Consider the following 25,007-nt stretch of genomic DNA (forward strand, 5'->3'; position numbering starts at 1 on the left):
TACGGCAGTTCAGCGGGAGCCCTTCGGGTCGAGCGCGTCACGCACGCCGTCGCCGAAGAGGTTGAAGGCGAGCACGGTGACGAAGATCGCCACACCCGGGATGACCATGTACATCGGGTCCGACTTGTAGTAGTCGATCGCGCTCGAGAGCATCTGCCCCCAGGAGGCCGTGGGCGGCTTGACGCCCACGCCCAGGAAGCTGAGTGCCGCCTCGGTGAGGATGTTGGTGGGGATCATCATCGTCGTGTACACGATGATCGGCGCGACCAGGTTGGGCAGGAGCTCCTTGAACAGGATGTAGAACCGCCCGGCACCGAGGGAGCGTGCCGCCTCGACGTACTCCCGTTCGCGCATGGAGAGGGTCTGACCGCGGACCACGCGGCCGATGTAGGGCCAGCCGAAGAACCCGATGACGAGGATCATCACGAACAGGCGGACGCCGGTGCCGGACAGGCCCAGCATGTTGTTCGGCATGACCGAGACCAGGGCGATGATGAACAGCAGCTGCGGGAAGGCCAGCAGACCGTCCATGACCCGGCTGATGAGGGAGTCGACCCAGCCGCCGAAGAAGCCGGCGAGCGTGCCCAGGATGGTGCCGAGGACGACGGCGACCACGGCCGACAGGAAGCCGACGAGCAGCGAGATGCGGGCGCCGTAGACGATGCGGGCGAAGATGTCGCGGCCGTTCACCGGCTCGATGCCGAGGAGGTGGTCGCCGCTGATGCCGCCGAGGCTGCCGACCGGGGTGCCGAAGAGCGGGTCGATCAGGTTCTCGTGGTGCGTCTCGGGGTCCTGCCCGACGAGCGAGGTGATCAGGGGCGCGAACACCGCGATCAGGATGAGCAGCACGACGATGGCGCCACCCGTCAGGGCCAGCTTGTCCCGCTTCAGACGCTCCCAGGCGATCCGGCCCAGGGAACGCCCCTGCACCGCCTTGCTCCGGTCGCCGGCAACCGCCGCTTCCTCGGCCGCGCTCGGGGCCGCTTCGGCGGTCGGCTCGTGCAATGGTGCCGTCATCTGGCAGGGACCCCTCTCAACCGGCGGTGACCGGCCCTGACTTGCCGCTGTAGCGGCATCATCACTCTGTCGTACAAAAGGGCGAACGCCCCTGGTGCGGGAGTCTTCAACGCTTCGACGTCGGCTTGCCAGACTTGACGATGAATGGATGCGTAAACGTGATGCTGTCTGGGGGATTCCGTTATGCGGACGCGGGGTAACGGGGGTCGGACAGGGGCAAGTTCGGACATCGGAGACTTATGCGGACCTTCAGGCCCGTTCTACGCGCGGAGAACTCCCCCCGCCGTCGCGGTTTCCGCAGTGCGTCTCAGAAACGGGCGGGCGGCGCCTGCGGGTAGCCGTACCCCGCCGCGGGGGCCGTCGCGGGAGCCGGGGCGTGCGCCTCGCGGTCGTAGAAGGGGCGCGCGTTGACGCGCAGCCACATCGCCACCGGGTCGTGCTCGTCGGACACGGCGACGGTGGACACCGGCAGCCCGTCGGGCACGGCGGCGAGCGACTGCCGCATCATCGCCCGCACCGACTCCACGGCCGACGGGGAGGTGTCGTAGACCTCCAGGCCGATGGCGAGGTAGGGCGCGCCGAGCGCGGGCTGCACCCAGGCGCGGCGCAACGCCCGTACGGCCGGGGTGCGGTGGGCCGTCTGTGCGAGGAGGGCGTAGAACTGCGGGATCTCGATGGCCGGTTCGGACAGCCGCAGCGGTCCGGCGGGCCGGCTGTCCAGCCCGCCGGCGATCCGGCGCAGGTCCAGCCAGGGGATGCCCACACCGCCGCCGGGCGCGTGCGGGTTGAGCCAGAGCCCGTAGCGGTCCGGGTACAGCGCGCGGGCCACCTCCAGGCCGTCGACGACCTCGTACGAACGGTTCCAGCCGCTGGCGGACAGCTCCTGGGCGGAGGTCACGCAGGGCGCGTAGCCGAGGCCGTCGACCTCCATGGTCCCGTACTGGGCGTCGGGCGAACCGGCCTGGCCGTGCCAGAGCAGCATCCAGATCCGGCCGGACGACGGGGTCGCCAGGGCGCGCAGCAACGCCTCGTAGGCGTCGTAACGCCCGGGCGTCACCTGGCGCAGCATGTGCTCGACCTGTCCGGCCGCCGCGGTGCCAGCGCTCACTTGTATCGCCCCTCCGTACAACACCCTGCCGGCCAATACGTCTAGCTTAAGCCGACGGCCTCCGGCGGTCTGCGGTCAGTGCGCGCAAGGATGCGGCGCGGACCCGCCCGGGTCGCTCACGCGCGCTGGTAGAAGGGGCGGACCTTGGCGCGCAGCCAGTCGGCCACCGGGTCCTGGGCCACGTCCAGGACGACGAGGCTGACCGGCCAGCGGGCGGGGCTGCGGCCCAGCGCCCGGCCGAGGGCGTCGAGCGGCAGCGCCCGGGGGTCGCCCTCCCAGTGCAGCAGCTCCACCCCGACGAACAGCACCGGGTCGGCCGTCTCGACGGCGGCCAGGCAGCGCCGGGCGGTGGTCACCACGCCGATCGTGTCGAACTCCTGGGAGGCCGCGGCGAGGAAGTCCACCGGGTCGTCCTGCCAGTCCGGTTCGAACAGCCGGACCCGGCCGCCGCCCGACCGGCCGTCCAGCGGGGTGTGCCCCGCCCGGCACAGCTCGGCCACCGCCGGCGGGGGCAGCGGTACGGCGACCACGCCGCCGGGGTTGACCATGATCCCGGCCTGCGGCGGCAGGCCGCGGGCGAACTCCACGGCGGGCGCGACGGTGAAGCCCATGTGGGGGCCCACGGCCTGGCGGAACTGCTCCTCGGAGCTGAAGACGGGCACGTAGGCCTGGCCGTGCAGTTCCATGGTGGGCAGGTCCAGCGGGCCGCTGTGCGGACCGCCGCCGTTCGGCAGCGGCACCCACAGGAAGCTGCGGCCGAGCACCTCGACGATCCGCCCCGCTGCCGAGGGCACGCCTAGGGAGGCGGAGAGCGCCTCCTCGAGTTCGTTGCCGGGCCACCCGCCGTGCGGGTGGGAGTGCGTCCGGTCCGGGAAGTCCGCCGGGAAGTCCATCTGTCGCCTACCGCCTGCCTGGTACCACTGCTGTGGCTGGAAAGGCTAGCCGGTCGGCCGCGCACCCGGTCCGGTCAGCCGGTGAACCCGATCCGGCGCAGGGCCTCCGCCGCGTCCCGGTCGACCAGCACCGCCGACGCGCAGCCCGCCGGCAGCAGGCCGCTCTCGACCGCGTCCAACAGCCGCCCGCAGGCCGTGCGGTGGCGGCTGAAGGCGTAGCGCGACACGCCTCGCCCGCGCTCGCGCTGCCCGGCGAGGGCCTGCTGGGGGGTGACGTCCAGTAACAACAGATGCAGGCCCGCGCCCCGGCGCCTGGCCTCGCGGGCCAGCCAGCGCCGCACCCAGGCCTGCGTGCCGCAGTCGTGCACGACGACCGGTTCCCCGGAGCGCAGGGCCCGCCGCAGCCCCGCGTAGTGGGCGAGGCGGACCAGCGGGCGGTACACGGCGTAGGGCAGCGGGCGCGGCATGCGGCCGTCCCAGCGGTCGCGGGTGTCCTGGGAGTCGACGCGGGTGCCGGGCACCGTGCGCCGCATCAGGGTGGACTTGCCGCTGCCGGGCAGTCCGGTGACCACGACCAGGTCGCGGGGGCCGAAGCGGAGGGCGCGCGGGCTGCGGCCGCCGCGGTCGCGCAGATCGCGCACGACGGGCGCGGGCGCCGTGCCCTCGGCCCGGTCCGCGTGCTGTCGCGGCAGTGCGACGCCTGGGGTGCCGGCGTACGCCGTGGGCCTGTTCACCGTGGTCGTCCTCCCCTGGGGCCGGATATGGGTCCGATCCCCGCCGCGTGTAAAGAGAAGGTAATGCCAGGTCGCTCTGTTTCCGTGCCTTTACCGCTACAGCCCTGTCACAGCTCACCGTGACCGGACCCGTACGACCTGTGCACCCCCTGATAAGGGTCCCCCTGCCACGCCCCGGCGATGCGTGCAATGATGAGCGCGCCAACTGCATACCGGCCGTTTGAATCCGCGCGGGAGAGTCCCCGGCACCCTGTGCCGCCGGGGCGCCGAAGGAGCAAGTCCCTCCCTTGAATCTCTCAGGCACCGTTACCGCGCGGGCGAGGCACATCTGAAAAGCGGGCCGCCGCGGCAGTGCTCCGGTGGCCCCACCCAAGGTGCAAGTCCTGACCGCCGTCCGGCGGTGGTCATGGCGAACCTCTCAGGTTCCGATGACAGATGGGGAGGAACGACCTCGCTTCCCCCGTTGCCCCTGGGAGACCGACCGATGAGCAGTACCGAACCCCGTCGCACCGCGCTCGATGCCCTGCACCGGTCGCTCGGCGCGACGATGACCGACTTCGCCGGCTGGGACATGCCCCTGCGCTACGGCTCCGAGCGCGACGAGCACAACGCCGTGCGCACGAAGGCCGGCCTGTTCGACCTCTCGCACATGGGCGAGATCGCGGTGACCGGACCGCAGGCCGCCGCCCTGCTCGACCACGCCCTGGTGGGCAACATCGGCGGGGTCAAGCCCGGCCGCGCCCGCTACACGATGATCTGCCGCGAGGACGGCGGCATCCTGGACGACCTGATCGTCTACCGCCTCGGTGAGACCGCGTACATGGTCGTGGCCAACGCCTCCAACGCCCAGGTGGTGCTGGACGCGCTGACCGAGCGGGCCGCCGGCTTCGACGCCGAGGTGCGCGACGACCGCGACGCCTACGCGCTGCTCGCCGTGCAGGGCCCCGAGTCCCCGGCCATCCTCGCCGGCCTCACCGACGCCGACCTGGACGGTCTGAAGTACTACGCCGGTCTGCCGGGCACCGTGGCCGGCGTCCCCGCGCTCATCGCCCGCACCGGCTACACCGGCGAGGACGGCTTCGAGCTGTTCGTGAAGCCGGAGCACGCCGTCGAGCTGTGGCAGGCGCTGACCAAGGCGGGCGAGGGCCACGGCCTGGTCCCCTGCGGCCTGTCCTGCCGTGACACGCTCCGCCTGGAGGCGGGCATGCCGCTGTACGGCAACGAGCTGAGCACCGCGCTCACGCCGTTCGACGCCGGTCTGGGCCGGGTGGTGAAGTTCGAGAAGGAGGGCGACTTCGTGGGCCGCGCCGCCCTCACCGAGGCCGCCGGGCGTGCCGAGCAGAACCCGCCCCGCGTCCTGGTCGGCCTGGTCGCGCGGGGCCGCCGGGTGCCGCGCGCCGGGTACCCGGTGGTGGCCGGCGGCGAGGTGATCGGCGAGGTCACCTCCGGTGCCCCCTCCCCCACCCTGGGCAAGCCGATCGCCATGGCCTACGTCGACGCGCGGCACGCCGCGCCGGGCACCGAGGGTGTCGGCGTGGACATCCGCGGCAGCCACGAGCCGTACGACGTCGTGGCGCTGCCGTTCTACAAGCGGCAGAAGTGACACCGTCGTAGCCGACCCCCGGGCAGTCCCGCGCGTCCGGACCGGGCACCTCGTCCCCGCCCCGCCGCGCTCCGCGCTGCCCCCGTCATCAGCAGTCTTCCGCGTACAGGAGAATTCAGGCCATGAGCAACCCCCAGCAGCTGCGTTACAGCAAGGAGCACGAGTGGCTGTCGACCGCCGAGGACGGCGTGTCGACCATCGGGATCACGGAGCACGCGGCCAACGCGCTCGGCGACGTGGTCTACGTCCAGCTCCCCGAGGTGGGTGACACGGTGAGCGCGGGCGAGACCTGCGGCGAGCTGGAGTCCACCAAGTCGGTCAGCGACCTGTACTCCCCCGTCTCCGGCGAGGTCACCGAGGTCAACGAGGACGTGGTGAACGACCCGTCGCTGGTGAACTCGGCCCCCTTCGAGGGCGGCTGGCTGTTCAAGGTGCGGGTCACCGACGAGCCGGCCGACCTGCTGTCCGCCGCCGAGTACGACGCGTTCATCGCGGGCTGAGGAGCCGTAGCCGCATGTCGCTTCTGAACACGCCCCTGCACGAGCTCGACCCGGCGGTGGCCGCCGCGGTCGACGCCGAGCTGCACCGGCAGCAGTCCACCCTCGAAATGATCGCCTCGGAGAACTTCGCCCCGGTCGCGGTCATGGAGGCCCAGGGCTCGGTCCTGACCAACAAGTACGCCGAGGGCTACCCCGGCCGCCGCTACTACGGCGGCTGCGAGCACGTCGACGTGATCGAGCAGATCGCCATCGACCGGGTCAAGGAGCTCTTCGGCGCCGAGCACGCCAACGTCCAGCCGCACTCGGGCGCCCAGGCCAACGCGGCCGCGATGTTCGCGCTGCTCAAGCCGGGCGACACGATCATGGGTCTGAACCTCGCGCACGGCGGGCACCTGACCCACGGCATGAAGATCAACTTCTCCGGCAAGCTCTACAACGTGGTCGCGTACCACGTGGACGACACCGGCGTCGTGGACATGGCCGAGGTCGAGCGTCTGGCCAAGGAGAACAAGCCGAAGCTGATCGTCGCCGGCTGGTCGGCGTACCCGCGTCAGCTGGACTTCGCCGCGTTCCGCCGGATCGCGGACGAGGTCGGCGCGTACCTCATGGTCGACATGGCGCACTTCGCCGGCCTGGTCGCCGCGGGCCTGCACCCGAACCCGGTGCCGCACGCCCACGTGGTGACCACCACCACGCACAAGACCCTCGGCGGTCCGCGCGGCGGCGTGATCCTCTCCACGGCCGAGCTGGCCAAGAAGATCAACTCCGCGGTGTTCCCGGGCCAGCAGGGCGGCCCGCTGGAGCACGTGGTCGCCGCCAAGGCGGTCGCCTTCAAGGTGTGCGCCTCGGAGGAGTTCAAGGAGCGCCAGCGCCGCACCCTGGAGGGCGCCCGCATCCTGGCCGAGCGTCTGGTGCGGGACGACGTGAAGGCCGTGGGCGTGGACGTGCTGTCCGGCGGCACGGACGTGCACCTGGTCCTGGTGGACCTGCGGAACTCGGAGCTGGACGGCCAGCAGGCCGAGGACCGGCTGCACGAGGTCGGCATCACCGTCAACCGGAACGCGATCCCGAACGACCCGCGTCCGCCGATGGTCACCTCGGGTCTGCGGATCGGCACGCCCGCCCTGGCCACCCGCGGCTTCACGGCCGACGACTTCGCCGAGGTCGCGGACGTGATCGCCGAGGCGCTGAAGCCGTCGTACGACGCCGAGGCGCTCCGGGGCCGGGTCGCGGCGCTGGCCGCGAAGCACCCGCTGTATCCCGGTCTGCGGTAATTCCGTCCGCCTTTTTGTACGGACATCCGGGGCATCGCGCACACTGGGTCGGTGGGCGCGGTGCCCCGCACCATGCAGTGCATGAACGATTCAGCACCCCGCCCGACCCAGTGAACCGCCCTTCCCCGGTGGACAGCGTCGTCCGCCGAACCTTGAGGAGTCCTCCCGTGGCCATCTCGGTCTTCGACCTGTTCTCGATCGGCATCGGCCCGTCCAGCTCGCACACGGTCGGCCCGATGCGGGCGGCCCGGATGTTCGCCCGGCGGCTGCGCAACGAGGACCTGCTGGACTCCGTCGCCTCGGTGCGCGCCGAGCTGTACGGCTCCCTGGGCGCCACCGGGCACGGCCACGGCACCCCCAAGGCGGTGCTCCTCGGCCTGGAGGGCGACTCGCCGCGCACGGTGGACGTGGAGTCGGCCGACGAGCGGGTGGAGAAGATCAAGGACGGCGGCCGGATCCGGCTGCTCGGCGAGCACGAGATCGGCTTCTCCTTCGACGACGACCTGGTGCTGCACCGCCGCAAGGCCCTGCCCTACCACGCCAACGGCATGACGCTGTGGGCGTACGACGCCTCCGGCGCCGAGCTGCTGGCCAAGACGTACTACTCGGTGGGCGGCGGCTTCGTCGTCGACGAGGACGCGGTGGGCGCGGACCGCATCGTGCTGGACGACACCGTCCTGAAGTACCCCTTCCGCACCGGTGACGAGCTGCTGCGCCTCACCCAGGAGACCGGGCTGTCGATCTCCGCGCTGATGCTGGAGAACGAGCGCGCCTGGCGGACCGAGGAGGAGATCCGCGAGGGTCTGCTGGAGATCTGGCGCGTGATGCGGGCCTGCGTGGAGCGGGGCATGTCCCGCGAGGGCATCCTGCCGGGCGGTCTCAAGGTCCGCCGCCGGGCCGCCACCACCGCCCGCAAGCTGCGCTCCGAGGGCGACCCGCAGGCGCTCGCGATGGAGTGGATCACCCTCTACGCGATGGCGGTGAACGAGGAGAACGCGGCCGGCGGCCGGGTCGTCACGGCGCCGACCAACGGCGCGGCCGGCATCATCCCGGCCGTCCTGCACTACTACATGAACTTCGTGCCCGGCGCCGACGAGGAGGGCGTGGTCCGCTTCCTGCTCGCGGCCGGCGCCATCGGCATGCTCTTCAAGGAGAACGCCTCCATCTCCGGCGCCGAGGTCGGCTGTCAGGGCGAGGTGGGCTCCGCCTGCTCGATGGCGGCGGGCGCCCTCGCGGAGGTGCTGGGCGGCTCCCCGGAGCAGGTGGAGAACGCGGCCGAGATCGGCATGGAGCACAACCTCGGGCTGACCTGCGACCCGGTCGGCGGGCTCGTCCAGATCCCCTGCATCGAGCGCAACGGCATGGCCGCGGTCAAGGCCGTCACCGCGGCCCGGATGGCGATGCGCGGCGACGGCTCCCACAAGGTGTCCCTCGACAAGGTCATCAAGACCATGAAGGAGACCGGCGCGGACATGTCGGTGAAGTACAAGGAGACCGCGCGCGGCGGTCTCGCGGTGAACATCATCGAATGCTGAGATCGCCTCGCTGAACAGGGCTTTGCGTCAAGCAGGTTGAAACGGGGAACCATCAATTCCCGTCCCCCACGGCACCACACACGGGAGAACCTGCATGCTGCGTGGCATCGACGTCAGTTCCCACCAGTCCTCCTCGTACGACACGGACGGCCTTTCCTTCGTCTTCATCAAGGCGACGGAGGGCCGTTCGTACGTGAACCCGAAATTGAGCGCCCAGACCGAAAGGGGCCGCGACGCCGGTCTGCTGGTCGGCTTCTACCACTTCCTCTGGCCGGGGAATCTCACCGAACAGGCCAAGTACTTCGTCAGCAAGGCGCCCGAGAAACGGGGCGACATCCTGGCCGTCGACTGGGAGAGGACGGGAAGCGGCACCCGGGCGAGCAACGCGGAGAAGGACCGCTTCATCCGCGAGGTGAAGGAACTGCGGCCCCACAGCAAGGTGATCCTCTACTGCAACCGCGATTTCTGGCTGAACGTCGACACCACGTCCTACGCCGGTGACGGCCTCTGGATCGCCGACTACGTCACCGCCGGGAAACCCCGCATCAAGGCGGACTGGCGTTTCCACCAGTACACCGACGACCCGCTGGACAAGAATGTCGCGGACTTCTCCAGCGAGTCGGCGCTGCGGGAATGGGCCGGGGCCTGACGCCCTGGCACTGCGCCCTGACGCCCTGACGCCCTGACGCCCTGAGCCCTGGGCCCGGACGCCGTGTGGCGCCTGGTGCCCCGAGTCCTAGCCGCGGAAGTCCGCCGGGCGCTCCCGGGGCGCCTCGGCGAGGGCCCGGGTGACGGCGTCGACGCCTCCGCGCAGGCCGTAGACCGGGGTCCCGGGCTGCTGGCGCCAGGAGTCGTCGAGGCCGCCCGCGTCGACGGTGTCGAAGCCGAGTGCCTCGATCAGGTCCCGGACCGTGCGCTTGGCGGCCTCGTCGTCCCCGGCGACGGGGAGCGCCATGCGGTCGGGGTCGCCGGCCGGGCGGTGGCGGTCCAGCAGGTCCTGGGCGAACGTGCCGTTGAAAGCCTTGATCACGGGGTGGCCGATCTGGCGCTCGGTCCAGCGGCTCTCGGTGAGGCCCTCGTCCTCGATGCCGGCGATCCGGCCGTCGCGCTGCTGCGGGTAGTAGTTGCCGGTGTCGATGACGACCACGCCCGGGGCGGCCTCGTCGAACAGCCCGGACGGCAGGTCGGGCACGGCCTTCAGGGGCACCGTGACGACGGCGATCTCGGCGCCGCGGGCGGCCCCCTCGGCCCGTACCGGGGTCGCGCCGGTCTCCTCGGCCAGTGCCTTGAGGGTGTGCGGGCCGCGGGAGTTGGCGACGGACACGTCGTGGCCGAGGGCCGTGAGCCGCCGTGTGAGGTTCCCGCCGATGTTGCCCGCGCCGATGATGCCGATCTTCATGTCCGCTCGCCTCGCCCTTCCGGGAGTCGATGTCCGGCTGGATTTCCGTGTGGAAACCCCATGATCGGCGCCAACCGCACGGACGGGCGGACTATTCCGGCGCTGTTCGCCCGTCCGGCCCCACGGCACTTCCGGCGCCGGTCGTCCCGGCGCCGGAGATTCGCGGCCCTACTTGTCCAGGTGCGCCCAGAACTCGTCGAAGGACAGCAGTTTGTCGCCGTCGAGGTCCCGCGACTTGATCAGGGCGTCGGCGACCGCCTCGGTGACGTTCCAGTCGCCGCCCTGGGCCAGCGCGGTCTTGAACTCGGCAGCGGTGATGTAGCCGTCCCCGTTCGTGTCGATCCGTTCGAACTGCTTGCGTGCTTCCTCGATGTCCGCCACCGATCCGCCCCTTTGCTGGTACTCGTTCTGACGCGGCCAAGATTATCCGGCCCGCGGGACCCGCCGAGCGGCGGCCACCCACCGCGGCCCCCTGGGGGTGTTAAACGAGTGGGTCCGACCAGCCGCGGAGAAGCAGCCTGGAGATCACCCCCCGGATCGTGGGAGATCGTTTCCCGGCCGACAGCCTCGCCGAGAAGGCTGCCGACCCCCATGACGAAATCCGGAGGAAGGCGCTAGTGGGCGGGGCGGAACGGGCGCAACAGGCGGATGCCGTCCTCTATGGATCCGTCGATCAGTTCGAGCATCTGCGGGACGAGCTCCTGCATCCGTGGCGCGGCGAGGTGGGCGTCGAGGTGGGCACGGGTCTCCCAGCGTTCGTAGATGACGAACTCGCCGGGCCTGCCCTCGACTTCGTGGGCCTCGTAGTCGATGTTGCCGGGGTCGTTGCGCGAGGGGGTGACGGCGGCGGTGATGAACGCCTTGAGGTCGGCCTCCCTGCCGGCCTTCGCCTTCGCGTCCCAGACGACGGTCACGTAGCCGGCGGGTGGTGCGGTCATGGTGATCTCTCTTCTGTTCCGTGCTGACAGGTTGTGTGTCGGTACCGGGCCGGTGTCAGCTCTCGATGAAGTCGAGGAGGTCGGCGTTGACGGTGTCGGCGTTGACGGTGCACATGCCGTGGGACAGCCCCGGGTAGACCTTCAGGTGTGCGTTCTTGACCAACGTGAATGCCATCTCGGCGGAGTTGGCGATCGGGACGATCTGGTCGTCGTCACCGTGCATGATGAGGGTGGGCACGTCGATCGCCCGGAGGTCGTCGGTGAAGTCGGTCTCCGAGAACGCCTTGATCCCCTCGTAGTGCGCCTGCGCGCTGCCGGTCATTCCCTGGCGCCACCAGTTCTGGATGACGCCCTGGGAGATGTCCGCTCCCGGGCGGTTGAATCCGTGGAACGGCCCGGAGGCGAGGTCGAGGTAGAACTGGGAGCGGTTGGTGGCCACGGCCTCGCGGAAGCCGTCGAAGACCTCGACCGGCAGCCCTCCCGGGTTCGATTCGGTCTGGACCATGAGCGGCGGGACCGCTCCGATGAGGACGGCCTTGGCGACCCGCCCGGCCCCGTGCCTGGCGACGTACCGGGCGACCTCTCCGCCACCGGTGGAGTGGCCGACGTGGACGACGTCGCGCAGGCCGAGGTGCGCCACCACGGCGGCGGCGTCCGCCGCGTAGTGGTCCATGTCGTGCCCGTGGCCGACCTGGGCGGAGCGCCCGTGCCCGCGGCGGTCGTGGGCGATGACACGGTAGCCGTGCCGGACGAGGAACAGCATCTGGGTGTCCCAGTCGTCCGAGCTCAGCGGCCAGCCGTGGTGGAACATGACCGGCCGGCCCGTGCCCCAGTCCTTGTAGAAGATGTCGGTTCCGTCGCCGGCGGTGACGAACGGCATGGTCTGCTCCTCGTGGTCTCGCCCGGGTACCGGGCGGTTTCGCTGGCTCCACGAGAATGGCTCGGCCACCGTACCGACAGCCTCCGTCAGCTGACTGACATCCGGCCGTCGGCTCGCTTACGTCAGTACCGGGGCAGTGCTGAGACCCGACCGGCAGCTCTCACAGCCGGGTGGCCGAAGGCTCGGGAGGCAGCGCCTCCAGAGCGTCGCGGAGCCCGGCCCGCGACGTGATCCCCAGCTTCGGGAACACACGGTAGAGATGCGACGACACGGTCCGCGGCGAAAGGAACAGACGCGACGCGATCTGCGGGTTCGACAGCCCCGTCGCCGCCAGCCTGGCGACCTCCAGCTCCTGCGGGGTGAGGGCCTCGCCGGCCTTGCCCCGGCCGGTCCGCGTCATCCCGGTGGCGCGGAGCTCCGCAGCGGCCCGGGCCTCCCACGAACGGGCCCCCAGTCCCTCGAAGCGGCCGCGGGCGGCGGCCAGCTGCACCCGGGCCTCGCGGTTGAGTCCTTGCCGGCGTAGCGCTTCGCCGTACGCCAGATGAGCGTGGCCGACCTCGAAGGGCCACTGCTCGACGCCCGGCAGTGCGAGTGCCTCCTCGAAGCACCGGACCATGTCCTCGGCAGGTGATGTCATCGCCGTGACCGTGGCCGAGCTCAGCGCGAGCCGCGACGAGAGGTGGCCGACACCGGCGTCGCGCAGCGCGTTCGCGTGCCGTCGCGCCTCCGCGTGCCGCCCGGTGCGCACGGCGGCCTCGACGAGGTCCGGCGCGGACCACACGGCCTCGGGGTTGAACGGCGGCAGCACACCCGGGGCGCAGATCGCCGTGGCGTGCTGGAAGGCCGTTTCGAAGTCGGCGGCGCCGAGGGCCGCGCGGGCTGCCGCCTGGTGGGCGCAGTTCTCCAGCCGCCGCAGTCCCCTGGGCCCCGACCACCCCCGGACGGCCTCGCAGTGGCGGCGGCACGCGTCGAGGTCGCCGCGCTGGGCCGCGGCCATCGCGGCGACGTAGTGCCCCACCTGGGCGAACAGGTGGTATCCCGTCTCCTCGGACAGTGTGATGAGCTCGTCCGCGGCGTCGGCCGACGACTGCCACCGGCCGGTGTAGAGGTCGTCCAGGGCGACGAACATCAGGGCCGGCATGCTCGACCCCACCGCGCCGCCGTCGCGTATGACCTGGGACACGGCCTCGCGACAGCCCGGAAGCCGGTCGAGGTACGAGGCGGTCAGGGCGGTGCGGATGACCACGTCGGCGTCACTCCGGTCCCTCAGCCGCGCGATCTCCTCGTCCAGGCGGCGCAGCATGCCGTCGGTGACGGAGCCGAGGTCGTGGTGGACGCGCCCCAGCGACGCCGCGCCGGCGGGCGCCGCCTCGGGGAACCGGGCGAGCACGTCGACCAGAGGCTGCCAGTGCTCGGGCCGGCCCGAGTACTGGCTGGCGAGGGTAAGGGTGAACAGCGCGGTCTCCAGCTCGCCGGACGGCGGACCGGGCATCACCGGGGCCTGCCCGACCGCCTCCATCAGCAGCGCGTGGGCGGTGTCGGCGTCGCCTTCCGTGACGAGCACGAGGAAGCCGGCCGCCGCGGCCGCCGAGAGCGACCGGGCCGCCGGATCGCCCTCGACCTCACGCATGATCTCGTGGCTGACCTCCAGATGACCCGCGACCCAGGCGGCGACGTAGGCGGCCTGCGACAGGCGGCGCCTGCGGTCCGCGCGGTCGGGGCTCAGCTCGGCCGCGCGCCGCAGCCTCGCGATCGCGCCGTCGGCGTCACCGCGTCGCAGGCTGCTGCGGGCCGCCGACTCCACGACGGCGGCGACCGCCTCGTCGGGCGCCGTCGTGGCTCTCGCGAGGTGATCACCGCGCCGCTCCGGCTGGTCGGCCAGCGCGTCGGCCAGCCGGCGGTGGGCGCCGCGCCGCTGCTCGCCGGTGGAACCGTCGACCACTGCGGACCCGACCAGCGGGTGCCTGAAGCGCACCGCGCGGCCGTTCTCCGCGACCATGACCAGGTGGTCGCGCTCTGCGGGAGCGAGCTCCTCAAGGCTGCCCGGCCCGCCGGCCGCCTCGAGAATGCCGATGTCGCCGGAGCCCTCGAGAGCCGCGAGCAGCAGTACCTCGCGCGTTCTGTGCGGCAGTCGTCCGACGCGGGCACCGTACAGAGCGCGCACGTCGCGCCCCGGGCCGCTCGCCCACCCCGCCCCTTGGCCGTGTCGGTCGCCGGACGTCCCGGTGGACCCGGCGAACTCGAGCAGAGCCAGGGGGTTGCCCTGCGCCTCGTGCGCCACGGTCGACAGAACCCGGCGGGGAAGGTGGGCGAAGCGACGGGACAGCAGCCGCAGGGCGTCCGCGTCGTCCAGCGGCGCGATCTCGAGCTCCGGCAGACCGGTGGACGGGAAGGATGCGCCGGATTCCGGCCGCTGCGCTCCGAGCAGCCCGATGCGGCGGCCCCCCAGCCTTCTGGCGACGAAACCCACCGCGGCCTGGCTCGCCTGGTCGACGACATGGAGGTCATCGACCACGAGGAGCAACGGCCGCTCCTTCGCGGCCTCGTCGAACAGGGCCAGTGCCGCGTTCAGGACGGCGATCCGGCTCGACGCGGGACCGGCGCCGAGACCGAGGGCGACCTCGAGGGCCTCCCGCATGGAACGCGGCAGACGACCGAGCTCGTCCGGCAGCGAACCGACGAGCTGATGGAGCCCCGCGAAGCTGATGTCCCTCTCGTACTCGACGCCGCTCCCGCGGACGACCCGCACCCCCTTCGCCACCGCCAGCTCGGCGGTCGCGTCCAGGAGCGCCGTCTTCCCCACGCCCGGATCACCGGTGAGCAGCAGGACGGCTCCGTCCGTCCCGGCCATGTCCAGGAACGCCGCGAGCTCGGCGAGCTCGCCCTCCCGGCCGACCAGCCCGGCCGGGCCGACACCCATGCCTGTACTTGACTTCGCCCACATCCGCCGCGTCCTTCGCCGTACCTCGCGAAGCAGTCGAACCACCAGCCACGCACTTGACCAGCAATCATCGCACCCGCCGGCGAACGGAGCGTGCGGTGCCCGCAGCGCGTACGGTCATGTGGGTCACCGCGTCCGCGCCCCGCAGTGAGGACGTCGTCCAGGGCCGGTGGGTTCGCGGTGCCGAGCGGGTGTGTCCCCGTCGTGGGCGTGAACAACGTGTCGCCGTCGTTGAGCAGGTGCACCGGGCGCACGGCACGGGCGCCGTCGGACACCGTGCCGGCCAGGTTCCCGCCGCGGCGAGGGCTCCCTCACAGAACCGGCACGGCGGCGCTTTCCTCGCTCTTCCCGCGCTCCGGGCTCGCCCCGAGCGCCGTCAGCGTCACCCCGGCCGCCACCGCCAGCGCCGCCACCAGCCCCGCCGCGAGCACCGCCCAGTGACCCAGGAACGTACAGGCGACCACCAGCAGCGCCGTGGCCGGCAGCACCGACTGCTGGGCGATCCCCACCTTGGAGAAGCGCGAGTGCAGCGCCCACACCGTGAGCAGGAACAGCGCTGCCGGCAGCGTCACCGCCGCCGACGCCGACAGCGCCGAAAGGTGCGCCTTGCCCACCGCCTGCTCCACCGCCACCTCCAGGCCGGCCCCGATCGCGGCACCCGAGACGAAGATCAGGAAATGGCCGTAGCCCCAGAGGAAGGACTGCCGGTTGGACCGGAGGTGCCCGTGGATGGGGACCGCGAAGTACACCCACCAGGCGGCGAAGATGATCAGCAGTCCGCCGGCGGCGATGGGCAGCACCTCACCCAGGGCCTCGTGCTCGTCGATCCCCGACTTCACGGCGACGGTGGCCGCCGCGATGGTCTCGCCGAGCACGATGAGCGTGAGCAGCCCGTACCGTTCGGCGATGTGGCGGGGGTGCCAGGGCGTGGGGTGGGCCCGCTCCGCATACAGCGGTACGGCCATCTCCAGCAGCGCCATCACCAGGAAGACCCACGGGCGGCCGGCCTCCGGCAGGACCAGGAGCCCCAGCCAGCCGATCTGGCACAGCCCGACGGCGTACCGCAGCGCCATCGTCCGCTCGGGGCCCTGGCTCGACCGCGCCACGCGCAGCCACTGCGCCGTCATGGCGAGCCGCATGATCACATAGCCCAGGATGACGGCCGGGTACGCGTGTTCCTGGAACGCCTGGGAGACGCCTGCCGTCAGGACGAGCACGCCGGCCATCTGGATCAGCGTGACGATCCGGTACAGCACGTCGTCGTTGTCGTAGGCCGAGGCGAACCACGTGAAGTTCATCCACGCCCACCAGAGGGCGAAGAAGATCATCAAGTAGTCGAGGATCCCCTCGCCCGTGTGTCCCCCGACCATGGCGTGCACCAACTGGGCGCCTGCCTGGGCCATGGCCACGATGAAGCACAGGTCGAAGAAGAGCTCCAGTGAGGAGACGCCGCGGTGGGTCTCGTCGCGGCCTCGCGCCGTGAGCCTGCGCAGTGGTCCGTGGTGTGCGGGCGCCGCGGAGCACGGCGGCGGCGGAGCCGGGCTGCTTGTCATCTGGTGAGCCAAGCTCCGAAATGCCGCTGCAGTCGGGGATTGATCTGCCAGACCATCGCCGCTGCCGCCGCCGGGACGAGTACGGCGAGTCGCACCGGCAGGTACAGATCCTCCAGAACGGGGTTCGTGGCCAGGCCCAGCAGGACGATGGTGGGGTAGATACCGCACACGGTGAGGAGCCACAGCTTCCAACGCCGGACGCCGGCCGGAACGGTGGGGCCGAGCCGGGGTCCGGCGTTCGCGAACGCGTTCCGGCCTGGCTCCCGGAGCGTGTGCCGGATGTCTGGCACTGCCGGTGGGCTTGGCAGTCCAGGATCGTCGGCACCGTAGGCAGGGAAAACAGTTCTCTCGTTCACGGTCCACTCCACATCGAAATGCTGCGTATCGTTTTGCCGCCAGCGGTTCCCGCACGACCGAGGCGACGTCGGCGCTGCGTGATGGGCTGCCCGCGCGCAACAGCGGCAGCGGTTGCGGCAGCGGCAGCGGCAGCGGCAGCGGCAGCGGTTGCCGGGTGGGCAGCACAGGCCGGCCCCGAAACGTTGCGCGACCGGCGCCCGTCGCTGCGGGTCACGACCGTGCGGAAGCGACGGGTGCCTGGCTTCCGCAAGCTCCTCAGCCAGAGCGGGACCAAGAGCGTTCGTCGCTCCGGTGATCGGAATCGAGGCCATGGAGCACCCGTCCTGTGCGGGAGGGCTCCCCGGCGCCCGGGTGGGCGCCGGGCCAGGTGATGATCCGATCAGTGAGCGGACTGGGTGTGGTCCTGCTCCACGTACACCTTGAGGGCCTGGAACTCCTCGATCGCCCGCGGGCCGCACAGGTAGCCGTAGCCGCTTCCCTTGACGCCGCCCTCCTCGAAGTCCTCGCTGATGGCTCCCCAGGTGTTGATCCACACGGTGCCGGTGCGGATGCGCCGGGCGATCCGGCGGGCCTTCATCGAGTCCGAGCTGAACACCGAGGCGGCCAGGCCGTAGATGGTGGCGTTCGCCTTGGTCACGGCGTCGTCCTCGTCGTCGAAGATCTCGAACGTCTGGACCGGACCGAAGACCTCGTCCTGCACGATCCGGACGTCGGTGCGGTCCACCTCGATCAGGCTCGGCCGGTAGAACGCCCCGGCAGCCAGGGGGCCGTCGGTGACCACACCGCCGCGCAGCAGCACCGTGCCGTACGAGGCGGCTTCCTCGACGATCGCGTCCACCCGCTGGGCGGACGCCCGGTCGATCACCGGGCCGAGCTGGGCCTTCTCGTCGTCGCCCGAGCCGAGCCGCACCTGCGCGAGGGCGCTGGTGAGCCGGGTGCGCACCTGGTCGGCGATGTCCCGGTGAACCAGTACACGGGAGCCGGTGCAGCAGAACTGCCCGTTCATCATCACCAGCGACTGCACCACGGTCGGGATCACCATGTCCAGATCGGCGTCGGGAAGGATCACCATCGGCGCCTTGCCGCCCAGTTCCAGACCGAGCCGCTTGAGCGTGGTGGAGGCCGCGGCCGCGATGCGGCGCCCGACCGGCGTACTGCCGGTGTAGTTGATCACGGCGACCTTGTCCGAGGAGACCAGGAACGGGGCCCCGGTGTTGCCGGACTCGGTGAACACGCTGACCACGCCCGGCGGGATCTCCGGGACCGAGGCCAGGACCTGCGCGAAAAGCTCATTGGTCAGCGCCGTCTGAGCCGGAAGCTTGACCACGACGGTGCAGCCGGCGGCCAGTGCCGGGCCCAGTGCCCGCACGGTCAGCATGATGGGGGAGTTCCAGGGAGAAATGATCCCGGCGACACCGAGCGGCTCGGGCACCGAGTGGGTGTACTGGCCGGGTGCCGTCTCGGCGGCGCGCCCGGCGGTCTGGGTGCGGGCGGACGCCGCCGCGTACCGCAGCCACCCGACCGCACCGCTGACCTCCCACGTGGTCTCACCCAGCAGCTTGCCGTTCTCCCGGGACAACATGGCCGCGACCTCCGGTACCCGGGCCTCAAGGGCGTCGGCCAGCCGGCTGAGCGCGGTCGCCCGGAGCGAGGGGGTGCGCGCCCATTCGGTGGTCTCGAACGCGGCGGCGGCGGCGTCCACGGCGGCCGAGGCCTCCGCCTCGCCACCGTCGTAGAACGAGCCGACGACGGTGCCGTCGGCCGGATTGATCGATTCCAGGACCGAGCCGGAGCCGGTCCACCGTCCGTTGATCCAGTGCTGCGCGATGGTGTTCATGGTCCGCTCCTCGTGGTCCCGCCCAAGTACCGGGCGGTTTCGCTGTCTCCACGAGAATGGCTCGGCCACCGTACCGACAGCCTCCGTCAGCTGACTGACATCCGGCCGACGGCCCGCTGACGTCAGTACCGACGCCGGGAGGGGGCTGTCGGTGTGTGGGGTGTTGGCCGGCCTGGTGCGGACTGCGGGATTCAGCGGTCGGAGACCCGCATTTCGAACCAGGTGGTCTTGCCGTGGGAGAGGAGGTCGACGCCCCAGCGGTCGGCGAGCTTGTCGACGAGGAAGAGGCCGCGGCCGCTGATGTCCATCTCCTGCACCGGCATGAGGCAGGGCAGGGCCCTGGACGGGTCACGGACCTCGACGCGGATCCAGCCGCGCCGGTGGCGCATGCGCAGACCGAAGGCACGGGCACCGGTGTGTCGGACGGCGTTGCCGATGAGTTCCGAGACCAGCAGGACGGCGTCCTCGGTGATCTTCGCGGTCAGGCCCCAGCGGCGCAGGACGACGATCTGCACCAGACGGCGGGCGGTGGCGGCGGACTCGGGAAGGGACGGGAGCGGAACTTCACCCTCCGCCGGGTCCCCGTACAACTCCAGTGCCCGCACCGCACGTTCGTCCTCGACCGTCGGCGACCAGCGCGACGCGATGGCGCGCCCGTCTCCCCGCGGCTGTTCCATGCCCTCCAGCCCCGCCATGACCCCATCATGGCGGGGCCCGGAGCCACCAGGGGCCGTTCCAGGGGAATACGCCCCCCGTGCGCCCCCGCCCGACCGCGGGCCCACGACATATGCCAAAGGCATGTCGGCGGCTCCGACGGCCTGCTCGACCTGCGACAACGACTCACACTCGGGCAATCGACGGGCTCCCTCGACGGATACGGCTTAAGGGCGCGTTAAGGCTCCCATAATGCGTTCCACCGAGGGGCCCGGATCAGACATGCCGTCAATTGCAAGGTGTGTACGGGGATTTCAACAGCTCGTCACAGGAACTTCGCTTTGCCCGGGCCTTCCTCCACGAAGCTGCGCATGCCGCGCTCGCGGTCCTCCGTGGCGAACAGGCCCGCGAACCAGTTGCGCTCGATGGCGAGGCCGGTGTCGATGTCCGTCTCCAGCCCGGTGTCGACGGCCTCCTTGGCGGCCCGCAGAGCGATCGCCGGCCCCTGGGCCAGCTTCGCGGCCCAGGCGTGCGCCTGGGTGTAGACCTCGTCGGCGGGGACCACCCGGTCCACCAGGCCCAGGGCCAGTGCCTCGTCGGCGCGGACCTGCCGGCCCGTGAAGATCAGGTCCTTGGCCTTGGACGGGCCGATCAGCCGGGACAGCCGCTGGGTGCCGCCGGCGCCCGGGATCAGGCCGAGCAGGATTTCCGGCTGACCGAGCTTGGCGTTCTCCCCGGCGATCCGGTAGTCGGCGCAGAGGGCGAGCTCGCAGCCCCCGCCGAGGGCGTAGCCGGTGACGGCCGCGACGACCGGCTTGGGGATACGGGCCACGGCGGTGAAGGAGTCCTGCAGGGCACGGGCACGCAGGACCATCGCCGCGTGGTCCATGGCCTGCATCTCCTTGATGTCCGCGCCCGCCGCGAACACCTTCTCGCCGCCGTGGATCACCACGGCGCGCACGTCCTCGCGGCGCGTGGCCTCCTCGGCGAGCTCCTTCAGACGGTCCTGCGTGGCGACGTCCAGCGCGTTCATGGGCGGGCGGTCCAGGCGCAGCGTGCCGACGCCCTCGGCGACTTCGAGATGTACGGTCATGCCCCGCAGGTTAGCGGCCGTTCACACCCGAGGGCACCGTGGGCGCCGACCCGGCGTCGATGACGCCCTCACGGAGCCGCGGTTCGGTGCAGTCCATCTTCGGCACCGCCCGGACGGTTCTACCGGGATGGTGCGGCGCCACACCGAAATCGTCGGCGAGAGCCAGGACGAGGTGAAGTCCTCCGCCTCCGCAGTCGTCCACCTCCGCGTCCCTCGCCTGCGGGCTCCCACCACCACTGTCGCGCACCTCGATACGGACGAGGGGGCCGTCACCGGTGAGCGCGACGCGGGCCATCTGTACGAGCTGCGGTACGAGTTCACGCCTGACTGAGCCGACGGTGGTGTGGGCTCCGGCCAGGGCTACCGTCGGGACAGCAGATCCGACATCACCGCGTGCGGCAGCGAGGGATTGGCGGCTGCCGCCTCCGCCACTCGCCAGTCGGCGTCGGTGAGCAGCTGCTCGATGATCGGAGGCGGGAGGGCAGCGTGGGCGGCTGCCAGGGGTCTCGCCCGTGGGTCCGCCAGGCAGGCGAGCAGTGCCGGTGCCGACGCATGGGGGTGCCTGGCGATCTCGCGGAGCGCCTTCCGTGCCGTTGGCCGACGGCGGACGAGATCCTCCAGGAGGGTTGCCGTCGCGTCCGGGTTGGCGGCCACCTCGGCGGCGACCTGGACTCCGTGCCGGTCGAGCATGGTGCGCAGTTGGCTCTCCGAGAGGCCCGGGTGCGGGGCGACGGACTTGACCACCTTCGCGTCGGAGTCGGCGGCCAGCGCGTCGCGCAGGGCGGGTGGCATGTCCCGTCGCCGGGCCAAGAGCATCCGCGCGGCCGGGTTCGGCGATCCGGCCAGCTTCTCGGCCTCGTCGGGGGACGCGGAGGCGATCCGGGGCAGCAGGGTGGCGCCGATTCGGGTGGTGCCGGCGAGGTGGGTCAGTACGTCGAGCGGTACGCGGGGCTTGTGGGCGAGCCGGCGTCGGACTTCGTGCTCACGGTCGGTGGCCAGTACGCGGATCAGAGACTCGTCGATCGCCGGATTCTCGGCGAGGTCGGCTCGTACGCCGGAATGCGCGTCCGCGGCGAGTCGGGCGTGGACCCGCGACGGCAGATCGGGACGGCCGGCGAGCGCCCAGCGCAGCAGCAGCGAGGGGTGGTCGGCGAAGCCGACGACGGCTTCGGTGGGTGTGGCCGGGTTCCGGATCGCCATGAGCTGCGTCTCGTGCCTGGCGGACTCGTGGGAGCCGTCGCAGGAGGCGCCGGACGGCAGGTCGCAGTCGCGTCGCGGGCATTGCGGATCGTGCGCGAACGGCACCTCCTCACGGTCGCAGACCAGGCACCGCCGTGCGGGAGGCAGCCCCTCACCGGTGAGCAGCGCCGCCAGGACGGCCGAGGGCGTCGCCTCGTTGGCCGCCACCGTGCGGCGGACCTCGGCATGCGGATGCGTGGCGAGTCGGGTGGCCAACTCCGGTGTCGTCCACAACGCGAGTTCCGCGACGACCCGTACGTCCGAGTCGGCGGCCAGCGTCTCCACCACATCGGCCGGAAGGCCGGGACAGCCGGCCAGCCTCTCCCGGCGCTCGGCGTCCGGGTCCTCCGCGAAGAGACGCCCCCACTCCGGGTGTCCGGCGCGCTCGGCGAGCAGGGCGAGCGCGGCGTCCGGTTGTGTCACGGGATCGATGTCCGCGGCGGTCAGCCGGCCTGCGTACGCGAGCCTTGCCGCGCTCTCCTCGACACGCGAGGCCAGCGCCACCGCCTGCGCGTGAGAGAGGTCCGCCCGATGAGCGAGGTCCGCGGCGATCTCCTCGTCCGCGACCGCGATCAGACGGTCGACCAGCTCGGACGGCAGGCTCACGTTGGCGGCAAGCCCGCACAGGACATGGTTCACAGGAGCATCCTGACTGAGAGAACAAGCGACGGCGGGGTCGCAGGACCCCGCCGTCGCCGTTCGGGCACCAGGTGCCCCGTGGACGGTTACGCCTTCCACTTCTCCCAGGACATGTTCCAGCCGTTGAGGCCGTTGTCCGGCGCGATCACCGCGTCGTCGCTGTTCTTGACCTCGACCACGTCGCCGATCAGCGAGTTGTCGAAGAACCAGGCCGCCGGTGCCTTCTTGTCCCAGCCGCCACGCACGTCGCGCAGCCCCACGCAGCCGTGGCTCTCGTTGCTGTTGCCGAAGGCGTCGCCGCCCCAGTAGTTGCCGTGGATGAAGGTGCCGGAGGTGGACAGGCGCATCGCGTGCGGCACGTCCTTGATGTCGTACTCGCCGCCGTAGCCGACCGTGTCGCCGTTCATCCGGGTGACCGTCAGCTTCTCGCTGATGACCATCTTGCCGTTCCAGGTCTCGTAGCCCGGGGCGCCGGTGGTGACCGGGATCTTCTTGAGCAGCTTGCCGTCCCGCATCACCTTCATGGTGTGCTTCTTCGCGTCCACCACGGAGACCTGGCTGCGGCCGACGGTGAAGGAGACGGTCTTGGCCTGCTTGCCGTAGACGCCGTCGCGGCCCTCGACGCCGTCGAGGTTGAGGTCGACGGTGACCTTGGTGCCGGCCTTCCAGTACGTCTCGGGGCGGAAGTCGAGGCGGTCGTTGCCGAACCAGTGGCCCTCGACCTCGACGGCCGGCACGGTGGTGATGCGGATGGCCTTCTCGACGTCCTCGGGGTTGGTGATGCCCCGGGTGAAGCGGAGGGAGAACGGCATCCCGACGCCGACCGTGGAGCCGTCCTCGGGGGTGAAGTGGCCGATGAAGGTGTTCTCCGGCGTCAGCGTGGTGAAGCGGGAGTCCTCGGCGGTGGTGCGGCCCTCGGCGTCCTTGGCGACCGCGTGCACCGTGTAGGTGGTGGAGGCGGCCAGGTGGGTGGACGGCGTCCAGCTGGCGCCGTCGCCCGATATCGCCCCGCCGACCGCCTTGCCGTCCGGGTTCTTGACGACGACCTCGGTGAGCTTGCCCTTGGCGGCCGTCACCTTCAGAGCGCCGCTGGTCGCGACCGACTTGGCGCCGTTCTCCGGTGCGATGGTGACCGCCGCCTCGGACTGCGCGCTCCGCGCCGCCGTGGAGTCCTTGCCCTTGCCCTTGCCGTCGCCCCCGTCGGAGCCCGGCTCCGATCCCCCGCCCCCGCAGGCGGTGACCGCCAGCATCACCCCGAGTGCCAGCGCCGCGAGCTTCCTGCCCCCGTGCCGCGCGCCCACCGACGCCCCCGATATCGGCCCCACGTTCACTTGTTTCTCCCCTCGGCGGGTCTGGCCGGACCCGGCCCCCCAGCGCGCCCCTCGCGCACACGGCGAATGGTAACCACTGGCCAGGGGCCTGGAAGGCGGCGGTTTTGTCACCGTTCCGTTCCAAGTTCAACGGCCCGCCGGAAGGGGTGCGGTGCGGCCCGCCGGGAGGGGTGCGGTCAGCGCCGGTTCACCGCGCCGCCCGCCTTCCAGTCCTTCCAGTTCATGTTCCAGCCGCCGAGGCCGTTGTCCGGTGCCACCGTCCGGTCCTTGCTGTTGACGACCTCGACGACGTCACCGATGAGACTGCGGTCGAAGAACCAGCCCGCCGGGGTGTCCGCGCCGCCGCCCTTCACGTCGCGCAGGCCCACGCACCCGTGGCTGACGTTGCCGCTGCCGAACACCTCCGGCGCGGCCCAGTAGTTGCCGTGCAGGAAGGTGCCGGAGCTGGTCAGCCGGATGGCGTGCGGGACGTCGGGGATGTCGTACTCGCCGCCGAAGCCGACCGTGCGGCTGTTCATGCGGGTGACCTCGAGCATCTCGGTGATCACCATCTTGCCGTTGTACGTGGGCGTCCTGGCCGCGCCCGCCGTGATCGGAACGGTGGCCAGCAGCTCCCCGTCCCGCCGTACCCGCATGGTGTGCGCGGCGGCGTCGACCACGGACACCTGGCTGCGGCCGACGGTGAAGGTGAAGGTGCGGTGCTGGAGGCCGTAGACGCCGGGCGCGCCCTCGACGTCGCGCAGGTTCAGGTCGACGGTGACCTTGGTGCCGGGCTTCCAGTGGTCCTCGGGCCGGAAGTCGAGGCGGGTGGAGCCGAACCAGTGGGGCCGGATCTCGACGGCGGGGCGGGCGGTGACCCGGATCGCGCGTTCCACGGCGGCCCGGCGGGTGATCTTCCGGTTGAACTCCAGGGAGACGATCATGCCGGTGCCGACGGTGGACCGGTCCTCGGGGGCGACGTAGCCGATGAAGCGTTCCGCCGGGACGTGGGTGGTGAACGTGGTGTGCCGGGCGGCACGGCGTCCCGCGCCGTCCACGGCGACCACGTCGACCGTGTACTTGGCGGCGAGCGCCAGCCGTTTCTCGTCGGGCTTCCAGGTCCGCCCGTCGTCGGCGACGCGGCCCGGGACCGGTGACTCGCGCGCGTCCTGCGAGACCACCACCTTCACCGACTCCAGCCGGCCCTCCGCCACCCGGACCCGCAGCCGTCCGTCGGGGCGGACGTCGGTGCTGCCGTCGCGCGGCGCCACCTGGATGGTCTCCCCGCGCCCCGGCGGCCCGTACGCCCCGGTGACGGGGCCCTCCGAGCTGCATCCGGCGGTTCCGGTCAGCAGTCCTGCCCATGCCATGACGACGGCCAGCGCGGCCCTCGCGCGCCGTGCGCGCCCTTGTACGTGCATCACGCGGTACCCAACGACTGGCGTCGCCTCCGGGAAACGACCATGCCGCCCCTCGGGGAAACGTGAGTGCGAGGCACGCTCT

Annotated in this window: 23 protein-coding genes and 2 riboswitches; of the genes, 6 read left to right on the forward strand and 17 right to left on the reverse strand. The window is 71.4% G+C overall.

The window, feature by feature from the left end:
* Window positions 1-9 precede the first annotated feature (9 nt).
* From B100_RS0129935 to B100_RS0129950, 4 genes are all read right to left on the reverse strand, one after another.
* Complete coding sequence (locus B100_RS0129935) at window positions 10-1,017, reverse strand: ABC transporter permease (RefSeq protein WP_024888062.1); 1,008 nt, start codon at window positions 1,015-1,017, stop codon at window positions 10-12.
* Between the two features lie 307 nt (window positions 1,018-1,324).
* Window positions 1,325-2,086 (reverse strand): enhanced serine sensitivity protein SseB C-terminal domain-containing protein, encoded by a 762-nt coding sequence (locus B100_RS0129940; RefSeq protein WP_051490099.1) that lies wholly within the window; start codon window positions 2,084-2,086, stop codon window positions 1,325-1,327.
* A 155-nt stretch (window positions 2,087-2,241) separates the two neighbouring features.
* On the reverse strand, window positions 2,242-3,018 hold the full coding sequence (locus tag B100_RS0129945; protein ID WP_024888064.1) for an enhanced serine sensitivity protein SseB: 777 nt from the start codon (window positions 3,016-3,018) through the stop codon (window positions 2,242-2,244).
* A gap of 74 nt (window positions 3,019-3,092) precedes the next feature.
* Window positions 3,093-3,752 (reverse strand): AAA family ATPase, encoded by a 660-nt coding sequence (locus tag B100_RS0129950; protein ID WP_024888065.1) that lies wholly within the window; start codon window positions 3,750-3,752, stop codon window positions 3,093-3,095.
* 221 nt (window positions 3,753-3,973) lie between these two features.
* A riboswitch (glycine riboswitch) is annotated at window positions 3,974-4,074 on the forward strand.
* A riboswitch (glycine riboswitch) is annotated at window positions 4,075-4,197 on the forward strand.
* Between the two features lie 39 nt (window positions 4,198-4,236).
* Between B100_RS0129950 and gcvT the strand changes: the two genes are divergently transcribed.
* The 5 genes from gcvT to B100_RS0129975 all read left to right on the forward strand — a co-directional run bounded on the left by gcvT (window position 4,237) and on the right by B100_RS0129975 (window position 9,313).
* A complete protein-coding gene (gcvT, locus tag B100_RS0129955; RefSeq protein ID WP_024888066.1) occupies window positions 4,237-5,355 on the forward strand; it encodes a glycine cleavage system aminomethyltransferase GcvT in 1,119 nt (372 codons plus the stop codon).
* Window positions 5,356-5,477: 122 nt separating this feature from the next.
* Window positions 5,478-5,855, forward strand: a complete 378-nt coding sequence (gcvH, locus tag B100_RS0129960) for a glycine cleavage system protein GcvH (RefSeq protein ID WP_024888067.1) — start codon at window positions 5,478-5,480, stop codon at window positions 5,853-5,855.
* Between the two features lie 14 nt (window positions 5,856-5,869).
* On the forward strand, window positions 5,870-7,129 hold the full coding sequence (gene glyA, locus B100_RS0129965; protein ID WP_024888068.1) for a serine hydroxymethyltransferase: 1,260 nt from the start codon (window positions 5,870-5,872) through the stop codon (window positions 7,127-7,129).
* Window positions 7,130-7,296: 167 nt separating this feature from the next.
* Complete coding sequence (locus tag B100_RS0129970) at window positions 7,297-8,664, forward strand: L-serine ammonia-lyase (protein WP_024888069.1); 1,368 nt, start codon at window positions 7,297-7,299, stop codon at window positions 8,662-8,664.
* 94 nt (window positions 8,665-8,758) lie between these two features.
* The gene (locus B100_RS0129975; protein WP_024888070.1) at window positions 8,759-9,313 is read left to right on the forward strand and encodes a glycoside hydrolase family 25 protein; all 555 of its coding nucleotides are present in this window, start codon (window positions 8,759-8,761) and stop codon (window positions 9,311-9,313) included.
* Between the two features lie 87 nt (window positions 9,314-9,400).
* On the opposite strand, the gene B100_RS0129980 is transcribed toward B100_RS0129975, so the two are convergent.
* The 10 genes from B100_RS0129980 to B100_RS0130025 all read right to left on the reverse strand — a co-directional run bounded on the left by B100_RS0129980 (window position 9,401) and on the right by B100_RS0130025 (window position 20,316).
* Window positions 9,401-10,192 carry an NADPH-dependent F420 reductase gene (locus tag B100_RS0129980; protein ID WP_486585732.1) on the reverse strand — a complete coding sequence of 264 codons (792 nt, stop codon included), beginning with the start codon at window positions 10,190-10,192 and terminating at the stop codon, window positions 9,401-9,403.
* A gap of 39 nt (window positions 10,193-10,231) precedes the next feature.
* Window positions 10,232-10,444 carry an EF-hand domain-containing protein gene (locus tag B100_RS0129985; protein ID WP_024888072.1) on the reverse strand — a complete coding sequence of 71 codons (213 nt, stop codon included), beginning with the start codon at window positions 10,442-10,444 and terminating at the stop codon, window positions 10,232-10,234.
* 233 nt (window positions 10,445-10,677) lie between these two features.
* Entirely contained in the window at window positions 10,678-11,001 is a 324-nt protein-coding gene (locus B100_RS0129990) for a putative quinol monooxygenase (RefSeq protein ID WP_024888073.1), read from the reverse strand.
* Between the two features lie 55 nt (window positions 11,002-11,056).
* The gene (locus tag B100_RS0129995; RefSeq protein ID WP_024888074.1) at window positions 11,057-11,881 is read right to left on the reverse strand and encodes an alpha/beta fold hydrolase; all 825 of its coding nucleotides are present in this window, start codon (window positions 11,879-11,881) and stop codon (window positions 11,057-11,059) included.
* 160 nt (window positions 11,882-12,041) lie between these two features.
* A complete protein-coding gene (locus B100_RS0130000; RefSeq protein WP_486585733.1) occupies window positions 12,042-14,801 on the reverse strand; it encodes a helix-turn-helix transcriptional regulator in 2,760 nt (919 codons plus the stop codon).
* 332 nt (window positions 14,802-15,133) lie between these two features.
* Window positions 15,134-16,375 carry a low temperature requirement protein A gene (locus B100_RS0130005; protein ID WP_024888076.1) on the reverse strand — a complete coding sequence of 414 codons (1,242 nt, stop codon included), beginning with the start codon at window positions 16,373-16,375 and terminating at the stop codon, window positions 15,134-15,136.
* Window positions 16,372-16,731, reverse strand: a complete 360-nt coding sequence (locus B100_RS0130010; protein WP_024888077.1) for a hypothetical protein — start codon at window positions 16,729-16,731, stop codon at window positions 16,372-16,374. Before B100_RS0130010 ends, B100_RS0130005 begins: the two co-directional genes overlap by 4 nt.
* Window positions 16,732-17,111: 380 nt before the next feature.
* Window positions 17,112-18,569, reverse strand: coding sequence for an aldehyde dehydrogenase family protein (locus tag B100_RS0130015; protein WP_024888078.1), 1,458 nt, complete (start codon window positions 18,567-18,569; stop codon window positions 17,112-17,114).
* A 191-nt stretch (window positions 18,570-18,760) separates the two neighbouring features.
* Window positions 18,761-19,264 (reverse strand): ATP-binding protein, encoded by a 504-nt coding sequence (locus tag B100_RS0130020; protein ID WP_024888079.1) that lies wholly within the window; start codon window positions 19,262-19,264, stop codon window positions 18,761-18,763.
* A 284-nt stretch (window positions 19,265-19,548) separates the two neighbouring features.
* The gene (locus B100_RS0130025; protein WP_024888080.1) at window positions 19,549-20,316 is read right to left on the reverse strand and encodes an enoyl-CoA hydratase-related protein; all 768 of its coding nucleotides are present in this window, start codon (window positions 20,314-20,316) and stop codon (window positions 19,549-19,551) included.
* A 127-nt stretch (window positions 20,317-20,443) separates the two neighbouring features.
* Between B100_RS0130025 and B100_RS37060 the strand changes: the two genes are divergently transcribed.
* Complete coding sequence (locus B100_RS37060; protein ID WP_024888081.1) at window positions 20,444-20,647, forward strand: hypothetical protein; 204 nt, start codon at window positions 20,444-20,446, stop codon at window positions 20,645-20,647.
* Between the two features lie 29 nt (window positions 20,648-20,676).
* Here B100_RS37060 and B100_RS0130040 read toward each other — a convergent pair whose 3' ends face one another.
* The 3 genes from B100_RS0130040 to B100_RS0130050 form a co-directional block, all read right to left on the reverse strand.
* Window positions 20,677-22,194 (reverse strand): hypothetical protein, encoded by a 1,518-nt coding sequence (locus tag B100_RS0130040; RefSeq protein ID WP_024888082.1) that lies wholly within the window; start codon window positions 22,192-22,194, stop codon window positions 20,677-20,679.
* Between the two features lie 86 nt (window positions 22,195-22,280).
* Window positions 22,281-23,525: a L,D-transpeptidase gene (locus tag B100_RS0130045; protein ID WP_486585734.1), complete on the reverse strand. Its 1,245-nt coding sequence runs from the start codon at window positions 23,523-23,525 to the stop codon at window positions 22,281-22,283.
* A gap of 176 nt (window positions 23,526-23,701) precedes the next feature.
* Complete coding sequence (locus B100_RS0130050; RefSeq protein ID WP_024888084.1) at window positions 23,702-24,928, reverse strand: Ig-like domain-containing protein; 1,227 nt, start codon at window positions 24,926-24,928, stop codon at window positions 23,702-23,704.
* Window positions 24,929-25,007 lie beyond the last annotated feature (79 nt).

The sequence above is a fragment of the Streptomyces sp. CNH189 genome (assembly GCF_000527195.1).